This window comes from Sorangium sp. KYC3313 (assembly GCF_052075895.1).
Taxonomy (GTDB): domain Bacteria; phylum Myxococcota_A; class Polyangia; order Polyangiales; family Polyangiaceae; genus Sorangium; species Sorangium cellulosum_B.
In genome coordinates this window covers 9507286-9524155 of record NZ_CP197255.1, presented here as the reverse complement: position 1 = coordinate 9524155, position 16870 = coordinate 9507286, and the positions used below count along the sequence as shown (strand labels likewise).

The 16870-nt window shown below is 72.5% G+C and carries 15 protein-coding genes and 1 tRNA gene; 6 read left to right on the top strand and 10 right to left on the bottom strand.

What is annotated here, in order from left to right; all coding sequences use genetic code 11:
- The first annotated feature begins 68 nt into the window (after window positions 1-68).
- Both ACSRUE_RS36025 and ACSRUE_RS36020 read left to right on the top strand, forming a co-directional pair.
- A tRNA-Phe gene (locus ACSRUE_RS36025) sits at window positions 69-141 on the top strand.
- A 335-nt stretch (window positions 142-476) separates the two neighbouring features.
- A complete protein-coding gene (locus ACSRUE_RS36020; protein ID WP_437299468.1) occupies window positions 477-962 on the top strand; it encodes a response regulator in 486 nt (161 codons plus the stop codon).
- A gap of 101 nt (window positions 963-1063) precedes the next feature.
- Here ACSRUE_RS36020 and ACSRUE_RS36015 read toward each other — a convergent pair whose 3' ends face one another.
- The 7 genes from ACSRUE_RS36015 to ACSRUE_RS35985 all read right to left on the bottom strand — a co-directional run bounded on the left by ACSRUE_RS36015 (window position 1064) and on the right by ACSRUE_RS35985 (window position 9097).
- Window positions 1064-1408, bottom strand: coding sequence for a hypothetical protein (locus ACSRUE_RS36015; RefSeq protein ID WP_437768721.1), 345 nt, complete (start codon window positions 1406-1408; stop codon window positions 1064-1066).
- 199 nt (window positions 1409-1607) lie between these two features.
- Window positions 1608-2177, bottom strand: a complete 570-nt coding sequence (locus tag ACSRUE_RS36010; protein ID WP_441287530.1) for a hypothetical protein — start codon at window positions 2175-2177, stop codon at window positions 1608-1610.
- 112 nt (window positions 2178-2289) lie between these two features.
- On the bottom strand, window positions 2290-3204 hold the full coding sequence (locus ACSRUE_RS36005) for an SH3 domain-containing protein (protein WP_441287529.1): 915 nt from the start codon (window positions 3202-3204) through the stop codon (window positions 2290-2292).
- Window positions 3205-3274: 70 nt separating this feature from the next.
- The gene (locus ACSRUE_RS36000; RefSeq protein ID WP_441287528.1) at window positions 3275-5614 is read right to left on the bottom strand and encodes a DUF4340 domain-containing protein; all 2340 of its coding nucleotides are present in this window, start codon (window positions 5612-5614) and stop codon (window positions 3275-3277) included.
- Entirely contained in the window at window positions 5614-7275 is a 1662-nt protein-coding gene (locus ACSRUE_RS35995) for a GldG family protein (RefSeq protein WP_441287527.1), read from the bottom strand. The genes ACSRUE_RS36000 and ACSRUE_RS35995 overlap by 1 nt, the downstream gene beginning before the upstream one ends.
- Window positions 7275-8021 (bottom strand): ABC transporter permease, encoded by a 747-nt coding sequence (locus tag ACSRUE_RS35990; protein ID WP_437768717.1) that lies wholly within the window; start codon window positions 8019-8021, stop codon window positions 7275-7277. Before ACSRUE_RS35990 ends, ACSRUE_RS35995 begins: the two co-directional genes overlap by 1 nt.
- Window positions 8018-9097: an ABC transporter ATP-binding protein gene (locus tag ACSRUE_RS35985; RefSeq protein WP_441287526.1), complete on the bottom strand. Its 1080-nt coding sequence runs from the start codon at window positions 9095-9097 to the stop codon at window positions 8018-8020. Before ACSRUE_RS35985 ends, ACSRUE_RS35990 begins: the two co-directional genes overlap by 4 nt.
- 295 nt (window positions 9098-9392) lie before the next feature.
- On the opposite strand from ACSRUE_RS35985, the gene ACSRUE_RS35980 reads away from it, so the two are divergent.
- Together ACSRUE_RS35980 and ACSRUE_RS35975 are read left to right on the top strand one after the other, a co-directional pair.
- Entirely contained in the window at window positions 9393-9860 is a 468-nt protein-coding gene (locus ACSRUE_RS35980; RefSeq protein ID WP_437768715.1) for a DUF3293 domain-containing protein, read from the top strand.
- A 129-nt stretch (window positions 9861-9989) separates the two neighbouring features.
- Window positions 9990-10430 carry a hypothetical protein gene (locus ACSRUE_RS35975; protein WP_437299476.1) on the top strand — a complete coding sequence of 147 codons (441 nt, stop codon included), beginning with the start codon at window positions 9990-9992 and terminating at the stop codon, window positions 10428-10430.
- 229 nt (window positions 10431-10659) lie between these two features.
- Here the strand turns inward: ACSRUE_RS35975 and ACSRUE_RS35970 are convergent, their stop codons facing one another.
- From ACSRUE_RS35970 to ACSRUE_RS35960, 3 genes are read right to left on the bottom strand one after another with little or no spacing between them, the layout of a single operon-like run.
- Complete coding sequence (locus ACSRUE_RS35970; protein WP_441287525.1) at window positions 10660-11364, bottom strand: response regulator transcription factor; 705 nt, start codon at window positions 11362-11364, stop codon at window positions 10660-10662.
- A gap of 49 nt (window positions 11365-11413) precedes the next feature.
- The gene (locus ACSRUE_RS35965; protein ID WP_441287524.1) at window positions 11414-12457 is read right to left on the bottom strand and encodes a sensor histidine kinase; all 1044 of its coding nucleotides are present in this window, start codon (window positions 12455-12457) and stop codon (window positions 11414-11416) included.
- A gap of 51 nt (window positions 12458-12508) precedes the next feature.
- Window positions 12509-13819, bottom strand: coding sequence for a thymidine phosphorylase (locus tag ACSRUE_RS35960; RefSeq protein WP_441287523.1), 1311 nt, complete (start codon window positions 13817-13819; stop codon window positions 12509-12511).
- A 147-nt stretch (window positions 13820-13966) separates the two neighbouring features.
- Here ACSRUE_RS35960 and ACSRUE_RS35955 point away from each other — a divergent pair, with 147 nt between their 5' ends.
- Together ACSRUE_RS35955 and ACSRUE_RS35950 are read left to right on the top strand one after the other, a co-directional pair.
- On the top strand, window positions 13967-15322 hold the full coding sequence (locus ACSRUE_RS35955; protein ID WP_441287522.1) for a cytochrome ubiquinol oxidase subunit I: 1356 nt from the start codon (window positions 13967-13969) through the stop codon (window positions 15320-15322).
- The gene (locus ACSRUE_RS35950) at window positions 15312-16340 is read left to right on the top strand and encodes a cytochrome d ubiquinol oxidase subunit II (RefSeq protein ID WP_441287521.1); all 1029 of its coding nucleotides are present in this window, start codon (window positions 15312-15314) and stop codon (window positions 16338-16340) included. Before ACSRUE_RS35955 ends, ACSRUE_RS35950 begins: the two co-directional genes overlap by 11 nt.
- Window positions 16341-16870: the final 530 nt, after the last annotated feature.

Here is a 16870-nt window from a genome sequence, read left to right as displayed (position 1 = left end):
GGCCACATCGGCGTATCGTAGCCCGCCCGTGACCGACGCTTCCGGCGTAAGCGCGGGGCCCGCAGCAAGCCCAGGTAGCTCAGTTGGTAGAGCAGAGGATTGAAAATCCTCGTGTGGGCGGTTCGATTCCGTCCCTGGGCACTACCGTTCTCTTGCCTAGACCGGCGAGCAAACGCCGCCGTGCCGTCCTCACACGCCAGCGTGAGCAGCCGTTCCGTACGGCGCAGCCGCTTGTCGTGGGTTCGCAGGTTTGCGGGCAACTCCTCCTCTCGCCTGCTGGCCTCGGCAGCTTGCTGCGGGGGAGCGCGCAGCGGTCTGTTCAGGAGTACTTTCGCGGGTTTGGCCACATCGGGTGACAGTGGAACTTGGTTCCGGTGCGGTAGCGATCCTGATAAGGTGACGGGGGGATCACTCGTTGCAACCTGAACACTCCGGAGGCGCCCCAGGGAACGGCGCCTCCTCATGGAGGCTCCCTCATGGCCGATCGTCGTGTCGACTCCTCGCGAAAGAGCTCTCCGGAAACGGCCTCCGCTTCCGACTCGGCGCCGCGGAGCCGGCCGTCCGCGCCAAGTAGCCAGCCCAGCGAGACCGCTCGAAAGAAGAAGATCCTCGTCGTCGACGACTCGCTGACTTCGCTGCTGTCACAGCAGCTGACGCTCGGCGTGGACGACTACGACATCGTCATCGCGCGCAACGGCAAGGAGGCCATCGCGAAGGCGATTTCGGAGCGCCCCGATCTCATCCTGATGGACGTCGTCATGCCGGCGATGGACGGCTTCCAGGCCTGCAGGTGGCTCCGCGCGTTCGATGCGACGAAGACCGTGCCGATCATCATGATGACGACGAGGAGCGATCAGACGAGCATCAAGATCGGCTTCGCGAACGGGTGTACCGACTATCTCATCAAGCCTTTCGACAGCAATACGCTGCTCACGAAGGTCCGCACCCACCTAGGCGAATAAGCGATCTCGCCCTCTCGGCGCGCGCGGGGCGCCAGAGGCCGGGATCCGGGAGCCGAGCCTCCACGCACACAGGCGCCCGACGCCCGTCACGCGGTCAACCCTCAGTTAAGATTGAAGGCGGCCCAGAACTTGAGCCCGGTCGCCAGATCGGCGCAGCCGCTCAGGTTGTCGACCTGTTCGCGGCACCCGTCGACGTCGACCGCGCCGCTGCGGCACGCGAACTCGTCATCCACGCAGGAGAGGGCCTCGTCGAACTGCTCCTCACAGCCCTGCGAAGCCGCCTCACGCTCGGCGTCTTCGAGGTTGTCCACGCAGTCTTCTTCGTCGTCCGGGCTGCAGTCTCCGGTGCAATCGCACCTGTCCTCGCACAGACCCGAGATGGAGGGCCCGCAGCCCGGAAGCATGGCGAGCGCGAGGACGACCGTGAACGAGCAAGCGAGCTTCAACGTTGTACCTCCGACCTGGTCGCGCGTCGCGCGAGCTACGATGTTGTGGCCTGTCTATCGCGTCCGCGGAGGGGGTACAAGCAGTGTTGGCCACGGGCCCCTTCTCACGCAGGTATTTCCGGAGCCGCCCTCCCTCGCTTCGTTCTGTTCGACTCCCGCGCGGTTTCGTTCAGTTCCGTTCAGTTCCGTTCAGTTCCGTTCAGTTCCTCGCGGCACCATCGGCCTGCGCTGGCCAGAGCCGGCGGAAGCCGACGCCGAGGAGGGTGCCGTCGTCGCGCCGCACCAGGCCGCCGAAGCGGCACTTCTCCACCAGCGTGCCTTCGGCGAGATCGCCGCCGTCTTGAAGCCGGATGCGCTGGCCCTCGCTCAGGGCCGCGAAGACGCGCGCGTCGGCCGCGATGGCGAGGAGCGACTCCGGCGCAGCCACGCGCAACGGCGCGAGGTCGGCAGGGCGCGCTCGGTGAACCACGCCCCGGCGGGGCACAGCGCTCGCGAGGCCCAGGCCTCGCGCTTCGTTCGGGGTGGACGATGCCGCTGTGGTGTCAATCCACACATCGACGGTGGCGCCACCCCGGTACAGGACCACGCCGGGGAGCGCCTTGCCCGCGGCGGTGGTCAGCAGGACCAGCTCGCCCACGCCGGGCTCGGTCGACGCGCGCCCGCCGAGGCGCTCACGCACCGCGTCCACCGTGGGCGTGGCCGACGCAGGCCCCGTCGCGCGGTCGGCGCGGGCCAGATGGAGCACGGGGAGCGAAAGCTTGCGCGTCATCGGCCCCAACCATTCTACGCGAACCGACGCGCCCTCGCTCGGGCGCGGCCCTGGAATCCGCGCCTGAAGCCGCCTGCGTGTCTCCAATCAGGCCGACGCTCGCGGCTCCCGGTCACAGGCCGATGGCGCCGCGGTACATCCACCCCGTCTTGCCGCGGTGGTCGATCTTGTACCAATCGTTCTGCCGGCCAACGAGCTTGACCCGAGTGCCACGCACCAGCCGCATCACCACATCGCCCTCCTTGGGCGCGCCGCGGACGAGCGCAGTATCCCAGCTCACCGTGGCCAGGCCGCTCACGGCGGTCTCGCTCGTGGTCGTGCCGGCGGCCTGCTCCTGTTCGCCGCCGCCGGCCTCTGCCTTGGCGGCGTCGGCCTGCGCGCCGGGGGGATAGAAGGTGGCAGTGTAAACCAGGGAGTACCGGCGGTACTTGTACGGGACTTCCTCGAGGGACACGTTCGAGAACTCCCGCGCTGCGCACTGGAGAATGCCGCTGACCGTCGCGGCCGGCAGGCTCGTCTTCTTCCCCTTGACGACCTGGACCTCCTTCTTCTCGAAGTTGAGCTCGAAGCCGATCGGGAGCTTGCCGTCCACGCCGAGCGCCGCCGGACACTGGGCGAGCTCCTTCAGCCGGGGCAGGGCGATCGGATCGAACTGGAGCTGTCCGCAGTCCTCGACCTTCTTGTTCTTCTTGTCGGAGCAGCGCGTGATCCTGCCGGGGCCGACCACGACCTGCTGCTGGTTCTTCGCGGCGGCCTCGGGAGGCTTGCCCTCGGGCTCCGCGGTCCCGGGCGCCGCCGCCGCGGGGGGAGGGGACGCCGGCGCCGCCGTGGCCTCGGCCGTCGCCTTGACGTCGGAAGGCACGGTCGGGCCGACGCGGACGCCGGCGAGCTTGGGCCACGCGACGCCGACGACAAACCCCACCAGCGCGATCACCCCGACCCGCGACCAGACCGGCTGCTCATCGCCGGGACGGGGGATGTCGACCGTCAGCGGGCGCTGCCTCTTCGCCATGTCCGCCTTCGCCATGTCCAGCACGTCGCCTAGCACAGGTGAGCCATCAGAACGAAATAGTCCGTTCGATCGGGCCGCGGACCGCTCAGTCACCCGCGATGCCCGCCGCCTCGAGGAGCGGTCGCACCCGGGACTGCGCGATGGCGTAGACCGCGCGCACGCCGTCGCGCCGGGCGTAGGCGACGTTCGTGCCGCGGAAGGCGTCGCCCGCGCCGATCGCGATCGTGAACGACCCCACCGGCGCCCGCGGCGGGACCGCGTCGCTGTCCTCCGCCGGGGCGGTCTGCGGCCGGGAAAGCTCGACGGTGACCCGGAGGCGCGGCGGGCTGAGGCCATGGCGCCGCTCCGGCTCGCCCAGCGCGACGGCGCCCTCGGCCCGAAGATCGGCCAGCGCGTCCCGGACGCTCGTGGCCAGCGCGGCGGCGCTCGCCCGATCGGCCGCTCCCGCGATCGTGAAGCCCTCCGGCGAGCGCTCGATCACGACCGGCTTCGCGCCCCGAGGGGCCAGCGTCACCCGCGCGATCTCGTCTGGCGGGACGAGGAAGACATCGCGGCGGAGCAGCAGGCGACCGGCCGCGGCCTCCAGCGCCGGCGGCGCGACGAACACCGCAGCGCCGTCCCCGGCGCGCGCGAAGGAGCCCGCGCCGGCGCGCGCGCCGAGCGCCACCCGGGCCGCGCGCGTCGCCGCGCCGGTGCCTCCACCGCCGGGCTCCGGCGCGGGGTCGAGCTCGGCCTCGACCACGAGCCGGGGCGCGCCGAGCCCGTGGCTCTGGCCAGCATCCTCGGCGAACCAGCGCTCGGCCTGGAGGCCGGCGAGCCGCTCGGCGAGCTCGTCCGCCAGCTCGCTGTCGGCCGCGAGGCCCTCGCCGGTCGGCTCGACGAGCCGCCAGGCGCCCTCGCCCGTCCGGCGGAGCCGCTGGACCAGGCCGAGATGCTCGATCCGCAGCGCGCTGACCCGATCGGGGGTGAAATCGAACACCTTCATGGAGCGCAGCGACGCCTCGGACGGGAGGAGCGCGCCGGCGGCCAGGGCCGGGATCTCGGCGATCGCGCCGTCCTCGAGGCGCCGGACGTGCACCACGCCGGCCTGCTCGGCGCCGATCTCGAGCGTCTCGATCCGCTCCTGCGGCTCGCCCTCGGCGACCGCGCCCGGCGGCGTCGAGACGACGCGGAGGGTGGCCCGAGGCGAGGCGAGGCCGAGCGCCGCGAGATCGCTCGCCGCGGGCAGGAGGCGCGTGGCGCGGACGTCGAGGAGCGCGTGGACCAGGGCGCGGCCCGTCTCCGTCGGGACAGGCCGGTCCTGCGGGGCCCGCAGGTGCCACTCGCTGCCGGCGCGCGCGAGCTCCAGCGAACGCTCGCCGGCGGTGAGCTTCACCTCGGCGACCTCGTCGAGCGGCGCGGCGACGAGCGCGAGATCGACGAAGCGCGACGCCTCCTCGGTGAGCGGATCGAGCACGCTCGCGGGCACGCAGGCGGCCGCGCGCGCGGGCTCGCGCCGCACCGCGACGACGTGATCGGGCCGGCCCGGGCAGGCGCCGCCCACGTCGATCACGCCGCGCTTCGCCGCGGGATCGCTCGGCTCCAGCGTCAGCGTGACCCGGGGGCCGCCGGAGGACGCGGCCTGCCGCGCTTCCTCCTCGGAGAGGAACGCGTCGGCCTGCATGCGGCCGAGCGCCGAGAGCACGAGATCGAGCGCCGGCGCGCTGACCCGGACGCCGCTGCCCCCGGGCGAGCCCTCCGCGAAGCGGAAGCCGGCCCCGCGGCCGCCGCCCCAGGGGGCGCGCGAGAACCGCCGCGATCCGCCGTCGCCGTCGAGCGTGAGGCCCGAGAGCTCCGCGGCGACGTAGGGGACGAAGCTCCGCGAGCGGAAGCGATCCGGCGCCACGTCGAGGGCCGAGGCGAGCTGCTTCGTGATGACGAAGACGCCTCGGCCCGCGACCTCGGCGTAGACCGCGCCGGGCGGCGTCGGGGCGCCGCCGCCGAGCAGCAGGCGCTCGCGGCGCGGGCCCATCGCGAGCGCGATCGAGAGCCTGGGCGAGGCCAGGCCGAGCGCGGCCGGGTCGCTCGCCTCCGCGGAGACGCGCCGCTCCGCGGTCGCGAACTCCAGCGTGCCGAGGAGCTGGTCGACCGTGGGCTCGTCGGCCGGGGTGCGCTGCCCGTCGATCTCGACGTTCCAGGGGCGCTGGCCGGCGTCGTCGACCTCGCCGCGGGTGAGCCGCGCGGTCCGCGGCGCGCCGGGCGAGGCCATCGTCACGGTGAGCTCGGTGATCTCGTCGGGCCGCCACGCCTCGATCAGGTGCTTCTTGCGGCGCTCGGCCTCGTCGGTGGACACCGAGCCCCGGTCGAGGACGAGCAGCGCGACGGCCGCCGCGGCCGCGAGCGCGACCAGGAGCAGCGTCGTCGCGTGCCGGCGCAGCGGCCGCATCACGGCGATCCTTCGCGCTCGGCCCCGCCCGGCGCGCCGGGGCCCCCCTTGTCACCGGGGCGGCGCTCGGAGCCGCGCCGCGCCAGGTACACGGCGAGGCCGAGGAGGGCCGCGGCGAGCGGCATGTACACGATGACGTAGCGGAAGATCCCGGCGAGCGAGTCCTCGCTGATCCGCAGGCCCGCCGTGAACGCCGGCTTGTCCGGGATGTCGAGCATGGGCGGGCTCGCCGCGAGCCAGGACAGCGCGCTCTCGACGAGCACGGCCGTCCCGCGGAGCTCGGGGCTCTGCCAGTTCGCGCCGTAGAGCACGCCGGGCGAGCCGACCACCACGACGCGCGGCCCGTGCGCGGCGCTGGACCCCGCGGGCTTCGGCAGCTCCGAGGCGCAGGCGATCGTGAGCGGACCCGGGTGATCGCCGTCGCGCGGCTTCGGCTCGGACGGATCCCGGGCCCAGCCGAAGAAATCGACCATGCCGAAGGCCTGGTCGCTCGTCACGAGCAGGGGCGCCGGGACCACCGGCCCGCTCGCCGTGGGCGCGAGCGAGCTCGCCACCGTGAGCACCGGGCCGAGCCCGAGATCGGCCGCCTTGATGAGCCCTTCGGTGATCGGGTGCGGCCTGACGATCGGCGCGAAGGTCTCGCCGAAGCCCTGCGTCGACCGGAGCTTCGGGTCGAGCTCGAACACGAAGTCCGAGCGGAGCTCGACCCCCGCCACGGCGAGCAGGCCCGAGAGACCGAGGTCGACGTACCGCTGATCGCGCTCGTCCGGCACGGGCCCGAGCGCGATCAGCGCGCTGCCGCCCTTCTCGATGAACGCGCGGTAGCGGGCCACCTCGCTGGCCGGCACCGGCCGGCTCGGCCCGGCGAGGACGAGCACCCTGCAGCGGTCGAGATCGACCTCCGGCGCGGGCTCCGCCGGCGCGGCGAACGCCTCCTCCTCCTCGTCGTGGCCGTCGGCGCCGCGGCCGCCGCCGAGCTCCACGACCTCGTAGTTGTTCTTGTTGAGCCGGTCCTTGAGCGCCGCGAGCCCGCCGGCGCCGCCGGCCTGGATCGACTTCTCGCCGTGCCCGGCCGCGAAGCAGATCAGCGGCCGCTCGCTGCGCAGGACGCTCCGGAGCGCGCCGGTGAGCGCCTGCTCGAGCCGCGGGCGCGACCGCAGGTCGTCCTCGTCCTCGACCTCGACCAGGTCGCTCGCCGTCAGGAAATGGGGCCGATCGCCGCGCGCGACGATGATCGCCGCGTCCGTGACGATGCGCCCGTCGTCCGTCTTGCCCGCGACGACGCCGTAGCGCTGCTGCACCGCCAGGAACTCCGCCGGGCGCCGGTCGGGGTCGGTCACCTGGACCTCGATCCGCGGGCTCTCGGCCCGGTACGCGTCGAGCAGGTGCCGCACCGAGAGCGTCAGGGGGTCGCCCTCCGAGAGCAGGACGTAGACGCGGATCGGCTCCTCGATCGAGCGCAGCGTCGAGACGGTCGCGTCGCTCAGCGTGTACAGGCCGCCCTGCGTCCAGTCCCAGCGCCTGTAGTGGCGGGCGACGAGCAGGTTGACCAGCACCGCGAGCACCATCGCCGCGATGATCCCGACGCTCGTCGAGAGCTTCTCGCCGAGCGAGGTGCCCGGCCGCGGAGCCCCGGCTTGCGCGGGCCGCTCTCCGGACATCAGCCCCACCTCCACGCGTCCACCGCGCGCACGGTCACGAACAGCGGCAGCGCGACCACCGTCCCGTCGAAGACGAGGCGGCGCAGATCGACGATCCCGCGGGAGAAGTCGTTCATCTGCGTCCACACCGAGACGTAGGCGCAGAGGTCGTGGGCCGGGCCGTCCGGGAAGATGAACTCGCCGATGCCGAGGATGAACATGCCCATCACCGCCATCGTGCTGAGCACCGCGGCCATGAGCTGGCTCTTCGTGAGCGCGCTGGTCATCGTCCCGATCGCGAGGTAGCCGGCGCCGACCGCGAAGACGGCGAGGTAGCTCGCCCCCACGACCCGCCAGTCGAGCTCGCCGGTCCTGCCGATGAGGACGACGTAGAGCAGCGTCGGCGCCCACATCGCGACGTACGTCACGAGGGCCGCGGCGTACTTCGCCAGCACCACGCCGGCGGAGCCGACCGGCGCCGTGAGGAGCGCCTCGATGGTGCCGCTCCTGCGCTCCTCCGCGAAGAGGCGCATCGTGAGCAGCGGGCAGACGAAGAGCAGCGGCAGGTAGATCAGGATCGTCTGGCCGAAGAAGACCTGCACCGGGCCCGTGTCGGCGGAGAGCTCCACCTCGCCGGCGAACTGCGTCGCGATCAGGAAGAAATGCACGCCCTGCACCAGCAGGAACGTGGTGATCAGCACCCACGCGAGCGGCGTCACGAAGAGCGAGAAGAGCTCCCGCTTGAAGATCGGCCAGAAGCCCCTCACCGCCGCTCCTTCACCGCGCCGCCTTCGCCCCGCCGGGCCGCGCTGCCCTTCTTCTTCCGGTCCCCGGTTGCCGGCCGAGGCGCCTCGCCGCCCTCCGCCCCGGGCTCGGCCGGCTCTCCGGCGCCGCCCCGCGCGCCGGCGTCGTCGGCCGCGGTCAGCTCGGAGAAGACCTGCTCCAGCGAAGGGGCCCAGGGGACGAGCTCGCGCACCCCGAAGCCCGCGGCGACCAGCGCGGCGACGAGGCGCTCGGCGGCCTCGCCCGCGTCGGCGCCGGCGTCGAACTCGACCGTGAGCCGCGCCGCTCCGCCGGCGTCCTCCGCCTCGGCCGAGCGGACCTGCGCCGCGCCGCGCGCCACCGCGAGCGCCGCGTCCGCCGCCCCGCGCACGACGACGCGCGCGCCGGACGACCGGCGCATCGCGCGGATCTCGTCGATCGAGCCCTCCGCCACGAGCCTCCCGCGGGCGATCACGAGCGCCCGCGTGCACGTGGCCTCGACCTCGGAGAGGATGTGCGTCGAGAGGAGCACCGTGCGGCCCGGGCCGAGCCGGCGCACGAGCGCGCGCACCTCGCGGATCTGGTTCGGATCGAGGCCCGCCGTCGGCTCGTCCAGGATGAGCAGCGGCGGGTCGCCGACGAGCGCGTCCGCGAGGCCGACCCGCTGGCGGTAGCCCTTCGAGAGATGGCCGATCAGCACGCTCGCGACGTCCTCGACGCGCGCGTCGCGGAGGGCGCGCGCGACGGCCTCGCCGCGCGCGCGCCGCGGCACGAGCTTCAGCTCGGCGCGGAACGCGAGGTACTCCGAGACGCGCATCTCCGGGTAGAGCGGCGAGGTCTCGGGCATGTACCCGAGCGAGGCCCGCGCGCGCATCGGCTCCTCCGCGATGTCGTGGCCGGCGATCCGCACCCGGCCGGACGTCGCGCCGAGGAACCCCGCGAGGATGCGGAGGGTCGTGCTCTTGCCCGCGCCGTTCGGCCCGAGGAACCCGACGATCTCCCCCTGGCTCACCTGGAACGAGAGGTCGCTCACCGCCTGGTGGGGGCCGTAGGACTTGGAGAGGTGCTCGACCTCGATCATCGTGGCATCGGGCGCAGGGGGTCAGGGCCGCCGGCGCGGTGCGCGCGGGCAGGCCGGTCGATCGCGCGGAACGCTTAGCGCACCGGGCGGGGCAGGGGAAGCGCGCGCCGGTCTGGCGTGGTCTGGCGGGGTGGTCTGGCGACGAGCGGCGCCGGCGAGTAGCCAGAGCCGCGCGTCTCTGGTAACCCTGCGCCGTCGCGCCCGGCGGCCCGGGCGCTCACGCCACGGGCCCCTCTGCAAGGCGACGCACCCGGTGCGCCGAGCGCCGCGGCCCCCTCACACCCACCGCTGCACGATGGATCAGACGCTCCTCCGGTCGTATTTCTCGACCATCTACGAGTTCCCCTCCCCGGCGGGGACGCTGCGCGTCTCGCTGGACGGCGAGATCGTCCAGGATCAGGCCGGGCTCCCCGAGCTCCTGACCCGCAAGTTCGCGGTGCTCACCGCCTACAACCCGCGCTCGATGCTCATCCCCCGCCGGGTCAACGATCAGCGCCACCACGTCCTCCGCGATCTCCTGATCCTCGGCTGTTACCGGGTGGAGCCGTGCGTCGGCTCCGAGGCGGAGCCGGAGGGCATCTGGCGTGAGCCGGCGTGGCTCGTCCACGGCATGGACCGGGACGAGGCGATCGCCTTCGGCCGCGTCTTCCGGCAGAACACGATCGTGTTCGCGCAAGGCGGCCGGCCGGAGCTCATCATCACCGATCCGACAGCCGACGACATCGGCCGAACTTTCCAGGGGAACTGGCGGGTGCGGTCCTGACCCACGCGGCGGCCGTGCACGCCGAGCGCCGATTCCATGTTGAAACGTACCCGCAAAATGTGGGTTCATGCCTTGGCGTTTAGGGATGGGCGGACCGGCCTCGCTCACCACATGAGGAGACACAGCAGAATGCGCACCCAGGTCACCCTCGCAGCGCTCGTCGCAGCGCTCGGGCTCGTCGCCGGCGCTGGCGGCTGCGGCCAGAACAAGGTCTCGGAGTGCAACGCGCTCATCGAGGTCATCAACAAGGGCGTTCAGAGCATCGAGAAAGGCACCAAGGCCGGCACCGACCAGGGCGGCTCGAGCGAGCTGAAGGCGATGGCCGACGCGATGGACAAGGTGGCGGCCGACGCGGCGCAGGTGAAGCTGACCACCCCGGAGCTGCAGAAGTTCTCGGGCGAGTACCAGGCCATGGCGAAGGACGTGGCCAAGGCGGCGCGCGATCTCGCGACCGCGGCGGACGCCAACGACGCGGAGAAGAGCAACGCCGCCCAGGCGTCGATCGAGAAGGCGATCAAGCAGGAAGATCCCCTCGTCGACAACATCAACAAGTTCTGTCAGGCGCCCTGACGGGGCGCGCCCCCGAAGCGCTCGCCCTCCGATCGCCGCGGGCTCGGCCCGCCCCGCCCGCAGCGCGGCGCGGCCTTACAGCGGTTTCCGCCCACATGCCGAACAGAGAGACGGTCTCCCGCACAGGAGACGGGCCCAGATCGGCGTTTTCGGCGCGGAAGCGCACTCCGGTGCGCTGAGCACCGAAAACGTCGAGGTGGGCCCGTCTCCTGTGCGGGTGACCGTCGCTCTAGGGGACGAAGCGATAGCCGACGCCGCGCACCGTCAGCAGGTGGCGCGGCGTCGTCGCGTTCTCTTCCAGCTTGTTGCGGAGCTGGAGGATGAAATTGTCGATGGTGCGCGGCGTCCCGTGGTGCGTCGGGCCCCAGACCTTGGCCTGGATCTGCTCCCTCGACAGGACCCTGCCGCCCGCCTCGGCGAGGCAGAGCAGCACGTCGAACTCGGTCGCCGTGAGCTCGATCAGCGCGTCGCCGCGGCGGACCTCGCGCGTCGCCGCGTTGATCACGATGTCGCCGGCGCGCAGCTGCGCCCCGTCGGCGCGCGCGATCGCGTCGCGCCGGAGCACGGCCTTCACGCGCGCGAGCAGCTCGGCCAGGCTGAACGGCTTCGTGATGTAGTCCTCGGCGCCGAGCTCGAGGCCCATGACCTTGTCCATCTCGGCGCCGCGCGCGGACAGCATGATCGCCGGCAGCGTGCGCCGCTCGTTCCGGAGCATGCGGAGCAGCTCGAAGCCGTTCAGCCGGGGGAGCATGACGTCGATGATGATGAGGTCGATCCCGCCGCCGCGGGCGAGCGCGAGCCCGCGCTCGCCGTCCTCGGCCACGACGACGCGGTAGCCCTCGGCGGTCAGGTTCATCTCGAGACCCATCGCGATGCTGGGGTCGTCCTCGACGAGCAGGACGGTCCGCGCCGGTGTCTGAGGGGTTCGGGTCATCCTGGGGAGGTCCTCTAGCATGTCCATGTCCTGACCGGCGGCGGCCGCGCTACGGCGGCGCGCTCGCGTCGGCGCCGTGATCCGACGCGTCGTTGTGCGCCGCGGCGATCGCCGGCGCGGCGCGCGCGGCGTGCGCAGCGTGCGCAGCGCGTCGCTCGGCGGCGCTCGCCTTGGGCGGGCTCCGGAGCGGGAGCACGAGGGTGAACGTGCTGCCCTTCCCGGGCTCGCTGTCGACGAGGATCTTGCCGCTGTGCGCCCGGATGACATGCTTGACGATCGACAGCCCGAGCCCCGAGCCCTCCTGCTGCCGGGCCAGGAGATCGTCGACCCGGTAGAACTTCTCGAAGATCCGCTTGTGCTCCGCGCGGGCGATGCCCTTGCCGTTGTCGCGGACCGTGAGCAGCGCCGACCGGTTGAGGACGTGGGCGGAGACGCTGATCTTCCTCGGCTGGCCGCCGTACTTGTAGGCGTTCGAGAGGAGGTTCACGATCGCGTCGACGAGCGCGCTGCGATCGCAGAGCACGGGCGGGAGGTTCGCGTCGATGGAGACGTCGAGGTCGACGCTCCGCTTCTCGCGCGTCGGCTCGAAGGCGTGGATCGCCTCGTCGGCGATCTCCCCGAGGTGGTGCTCCGAGAGCTCGTAGACGCGCCGGCCGCTCTCCATCCGCCCCCAGTCGAGCAGCCGATCGATGAGCTGCTGGAGGCGGGCGCTCTCCTTGGTGAGCGCCTCGATGCAGCGATCCTCGCTGCTCGTGTCGCCGCGCCGGAGCGTGAGGGTCTCGGTGAACATCCGGATCGACGTGAGCGGGGTGCGCAGCTCGTGCGAGACCTTGGACACGAAATCGGCCTGGAGCTCGGACAGGTTGCGCTCGCGCCGGAGGAAGACCCACACGAGGATGACCCCGGTCGCGAGCGTCCCGCAGAACGTGAGGACGATGATCCCCATGATGAGGTTGTACTGGGCCTCGCCGAGGACGAGCAGGAGGAAGCCGACGCCCGACAGGAGCACGCCGGGGATGATGACCAGGTAGACGAGGAGCTGGATGATCCGCCGGTAGCCGAGCGTGGTGAGGTCGCGCCTCGGGGTCCGCATGCCGGCAGCTTAGTGGGGCCCCGCGCCGCCGGCGAGCGCCCGCGAGCGCGGCTATGCCTCGATCCGCTCCAGCACGAGCGCGGGCGCCTCGGCGGGCGCCGGGCCGAGCCGGAAGGCGGCGCGGACGCGATCGGCCGCGGCCCGCGCGTCATCCGCCCGGCGCGCGTGGATGCGGGCGAGGGGCGCGCCGCGGTCCACGCGATCGCCGCGCACCGCGGCGAGCTCGATCCCCACGGCGGGGTCCACGCGCTGGTCGGCGCGCGTCCGCCCGGCGCCGAGCGCGACCGCCGACAGGCCGATCTCCAGCGGATCGACGGCGGCGACGTACCCCTCGTCCTGCGCGGCGACCTCGACCACGACGGGGGCGCGGGGCAGCCGGTCGGCGTCGTGCACCACGGCCGGATCGCCCTTCTGCGCGGCGATCATCCGCGCGAAGACCTCGGCCGCCGCGCCGCTCGCGATCGCGGCCTCGAGCTTCGGCCGCGCCTCGGCCGCGCTCGCCGCCGCGCCGCCGGCGATCAGCATCTCCTCGCCGAGGGCGAGCGTGCACGCGACGAGGTCGCCCGGCCCGCGGCCGTGCAGCACCTCGATCGCCTCGCGGGTCTCGATGGCGTTGCCGACGGTGCGCCCGAGCGGGGCGGTCATGTCGGTGAGCAGCGCGGAGACGCGCTTGCCGGCCGCGGTCCCGACGCGCACGAGCGCGGTCGCCAGGGCGCGGGCGTCGCCGAGGGTCTTCATGAACGCGCCGCGCCCGACCTTGACGTCGAGCACGAGCGCGTCGATGCCCTCCGCGAGCTTCTTCGAGAGGATGCTGGCGACGATGAGCGGGATCGACTCGACCGTGGCGGTCACGTCGCGCAGCGCGTAGATGCGCTTGTCCGCGGGCGCGATCCGCGCGGTCTGCCCGATCATGCACGTCCCCACCTCGCGGACGATGCGCGCGAACGCGCCGGCGTCGAGCGCGACGTCGAACCCCGGGATCGCCTCGAGCTTGTCGAGGGTGCCGCCGGTGTGGCCGAGGCCGCGGCCGGACACCATCGGGACGGGGACGCCGCAGGCGGCGACGAGGGGGGCGAGGCAGATCGAGACCTTGTCGCCGACGCCCCCGGTCGAGTGCTTGTCGACCTTCCGTCCGGGCACGGCGGACAGGTCGAGGACGTCGCCCGAGTGGAGCATCGCGCGCGTGAGGGCGACGGTCTCGGCGTCGTCCATGCCGCGGAAGAAGATCGCCATGAGCAGCGCGGCCATCTGGTAGTCGGCGAGCTCGCCGTCGCTGTGGGCGCGGACGATCCGCGCGATCTCGTCCTCGGACAGCCGCCCGCCGTCGCGCTTCTTCGCGACGAGCTCGACAAGGGTCTGCATCGGCGTCGAGCTTACCCGGGTTCGCCCCTATTTGTCCCTGGCGCGGGCCCCCCTATGGTCGGCGGGAGCGCGCGGACCGTCCCCGCAGGAGAGCGGGCACGGCGGCCGGTCGCGGTCGCGCGGGAGAAGGGAGCCGACCTGGGCCTCATGAACAGCCTCCTCTACGCCCGGGCCCAGATGGGCCTGTCGCTGGCATTTCACATCATCTTCGCCGCCGCCGGGGTGGCGCTGCCGCTGATCATGGTCATCGCGGACGCGCTCTGGCACCGGACGGGCGATCGAGACTACCTCGAGTTCTCGAAGCGCATGGCGAAGGGGACGGCGATCCTGTTCGCCGTGGGCGCCGTGTCGGGCACGGTGCTCTCGTTCGAGCTCGGGCTCCTGTGGCCGAGCTTCATGGGGACGTTCGGAGAGGTGATAGGGCTCCCGTTCTCGCTCGAGGGGTTCGCGTTCTTCACGGAGGCGATCTTCCTCGGCATCTATCTCTACGGGCGCGGCAAGCTCTCGCCGAGGCTGCACCTGCTCTCGGGTGCGCTGGTCGCGCTGAGCGGCGCGCTGTCCGCGTTCTTCGTCATCCTGGTGAACGCGTGCATGAACGACCCTGCCGGGTTCACGATGGTCGACGGGCGCCCGGCGGACATCGACCCGGTCGCGGCGATGTTCAGCCCGCCGTGGAAGCACGAGACGCTGCACGGCATCCTCGCGTGTTATCAGGCGACGGCGTTCGTGATGACGGGGATCCACGCGCTGGTGCTCCTGCGGCACCCGTCGAGCCCGCTGTTCCGCAAGGCGTTCGCGGTGACGCTCGCGGTCGCCGGGGTGACGGCGCTGGCGCAGCCGCTCGTCGGTCACTACGCGGCGGTGGCGGTCGGGGCGGGGCAGCCCGCCAAGCTCGCGGCGATGGAGGCGCACTTCGAGACCTCGGCCCGCGCGCCGCTCCTCGTCGGCGGCCTGCCCGACGTGGAGCGGGGCGAGGTCGACTACGCGATCGAGATCCCGGCGGGGCTCTCGGTGTTCCTGCACGCGGATCCTGACGCGGTGGTGCCCGGGCTGGATGCGGTCCCGCGGGACGAGTGGCCGCCGGTCACGGCGACGCACCTCTCGTTTCAGGTGATGGTGGGCGCGGGCTCCGCGATGGCGCTGCTCGCGGTGGTCGGGGCGGTGCTCGCGTGGCGCCGCAGGGGGATCCCGGATCAGCGCCCGTTCCTCTGGGCGGTGATCCTGGCGAGCCCGCTCGGCATCGTGGCGATGGAGGCCGGCTGGCTTGTGACGGAGTTCGGTCGCCAGCCGTGGATCGTGCGGGGCGCGATGCGCACACGCGACGCGGTGACCCCGTTCCCGTACCTCGCGGCGCCGTTCTGGACGTTCACGGTGCTGTATGTCTTCCTCGGCGTGGTGGTGGTCTACCTGCTCGTGCGCCAGCTCCGCGCGGCGCCGCTCGGGCTGACGGGCGGCGGCGGCGCGCCGCGCGCGTCCGGGGGAGGCGAGGCCGATGCGCGCTGAGTGGCTCCTCGGCGGGGTGATGATGGCGGCGCTCGTGCTGTATGCGCTGCTCGGGGGCGCCGATTTCGGCGGCGGCGTGTGGGATCTGCTCGCCTCCGGCCCGCGGAAGCGGGAGCAGCGCGCCCTCATCGAGCGGGTGATCGGCCCGATCTGGGAGGCCAACCACGTGTGGCTCATCCTGGTCGTTGTGCTGCTCTTCACCGCGTTTCCTCCCGCGTTCGCCGCGATCTCGATCGCGCTGCACGTCCCCCTCACGCTGTTCCTCGTGGGCGTCGTGTTTCGCGGCTCGGCGTTCAGCTTCCGCAGCTACGATTCCCGGGGGGATCGGCGGCAGAAGCGCTGGGGGTTCGTCTTCTCGCTCGCGAGCGTGATCGCGCCGGTGCTGCTCGGCATGATCGTCGGCGCGGTGGCGTCCGGGCGGATCCGGGTGGCGTCGGGGGTGGTGACGAGCGGCTTCTTCGCGCCGTGGCTCTCGCTGTTTCCGTTCGTGGTGGGGCTGTTCGCGCTGGCGCTGTTCGCGTTCCTCGCGGCGGTGTACCTGACGAACGAGGCGAAGGAGCCTGCGCTGGTCGACGATTTCCGGCGGCGCGCGCTCGCCTCGGGCTGCGTGGTGGCGGCGCTCGCGCTGGCGTCGTTCGCGGCGTCGTTCCGGGGCGCCCCGCTCATTCGAGAGGGGCTGACGGATCATCCGATCACGTGGCCGCTCCACGTCACGACGGGCCTCGCGGCCACCGCGGCGTTCTTCGCGTTGTGGACCCGCCGTTTCCGTCTGGCGCGCTTCGCGGCGGCGGCGCAGGTCACGCTGATCCTGCTCGGCTGGGCGGCCTCGCAGTACCCGTTCCTGGTGGTGCCGGACGTGACGCTCGAGGGCGCGGCGGCGAACCCGAGGACGTTGCGATTGCTTGTCTGGGTGCTCGGCGTCGGATCCGTGCTGCTGTTCCCATCGCTGTACGTGCTCTTCCGCGTCTTCGGCAGCGGCCGGGCGGGGGCTGCGTCGGACGGCGACGACGACCATTGAGCGGGAGTGGCGCCGACGTACGTGGAAGTCGCGGCGGCCAAATCTGATGCACCACCTCGACCTACCCGCAGGAGAGGCGTGAGGACGGCTGGCTGAACAGTGGCTCTGTGTCCGTCCGGGCGCTAGGGAGCGATGGCGGGATGCCGGCGGCCCATTGCCTTCCTGGGAGCAGCAACCCGCTCTCGCGGCGCCCCGAAAAAATGCGAGCGCTTTCGCGGGCCTCCCCACGGCGGTCGAACCGTGTTACGCTCGAAGGCGCGAAGTTTTCAGGATGCTTGTGGGGGAAGGAGCCCTGTAGAGATGGCGAACATGGCTAGATACCGTCGACACGCGATTGTGGGGTTACTTGCAGCGACAGCCGGTGTGACGGGCTCGTTCGCCGCGTGCACGGACTCGTACCGCCACGGGCTCACCGGCTCCGGCTCGGGCCCCACCGGGACCGGCGGCGGCGGCAGCGGCAGCGGCACCGGCGGCGCCGGCGGGGAGGCGGGGAGCACGGGGACCTTCGGGGAGGGGGGGCGGTGCGATCC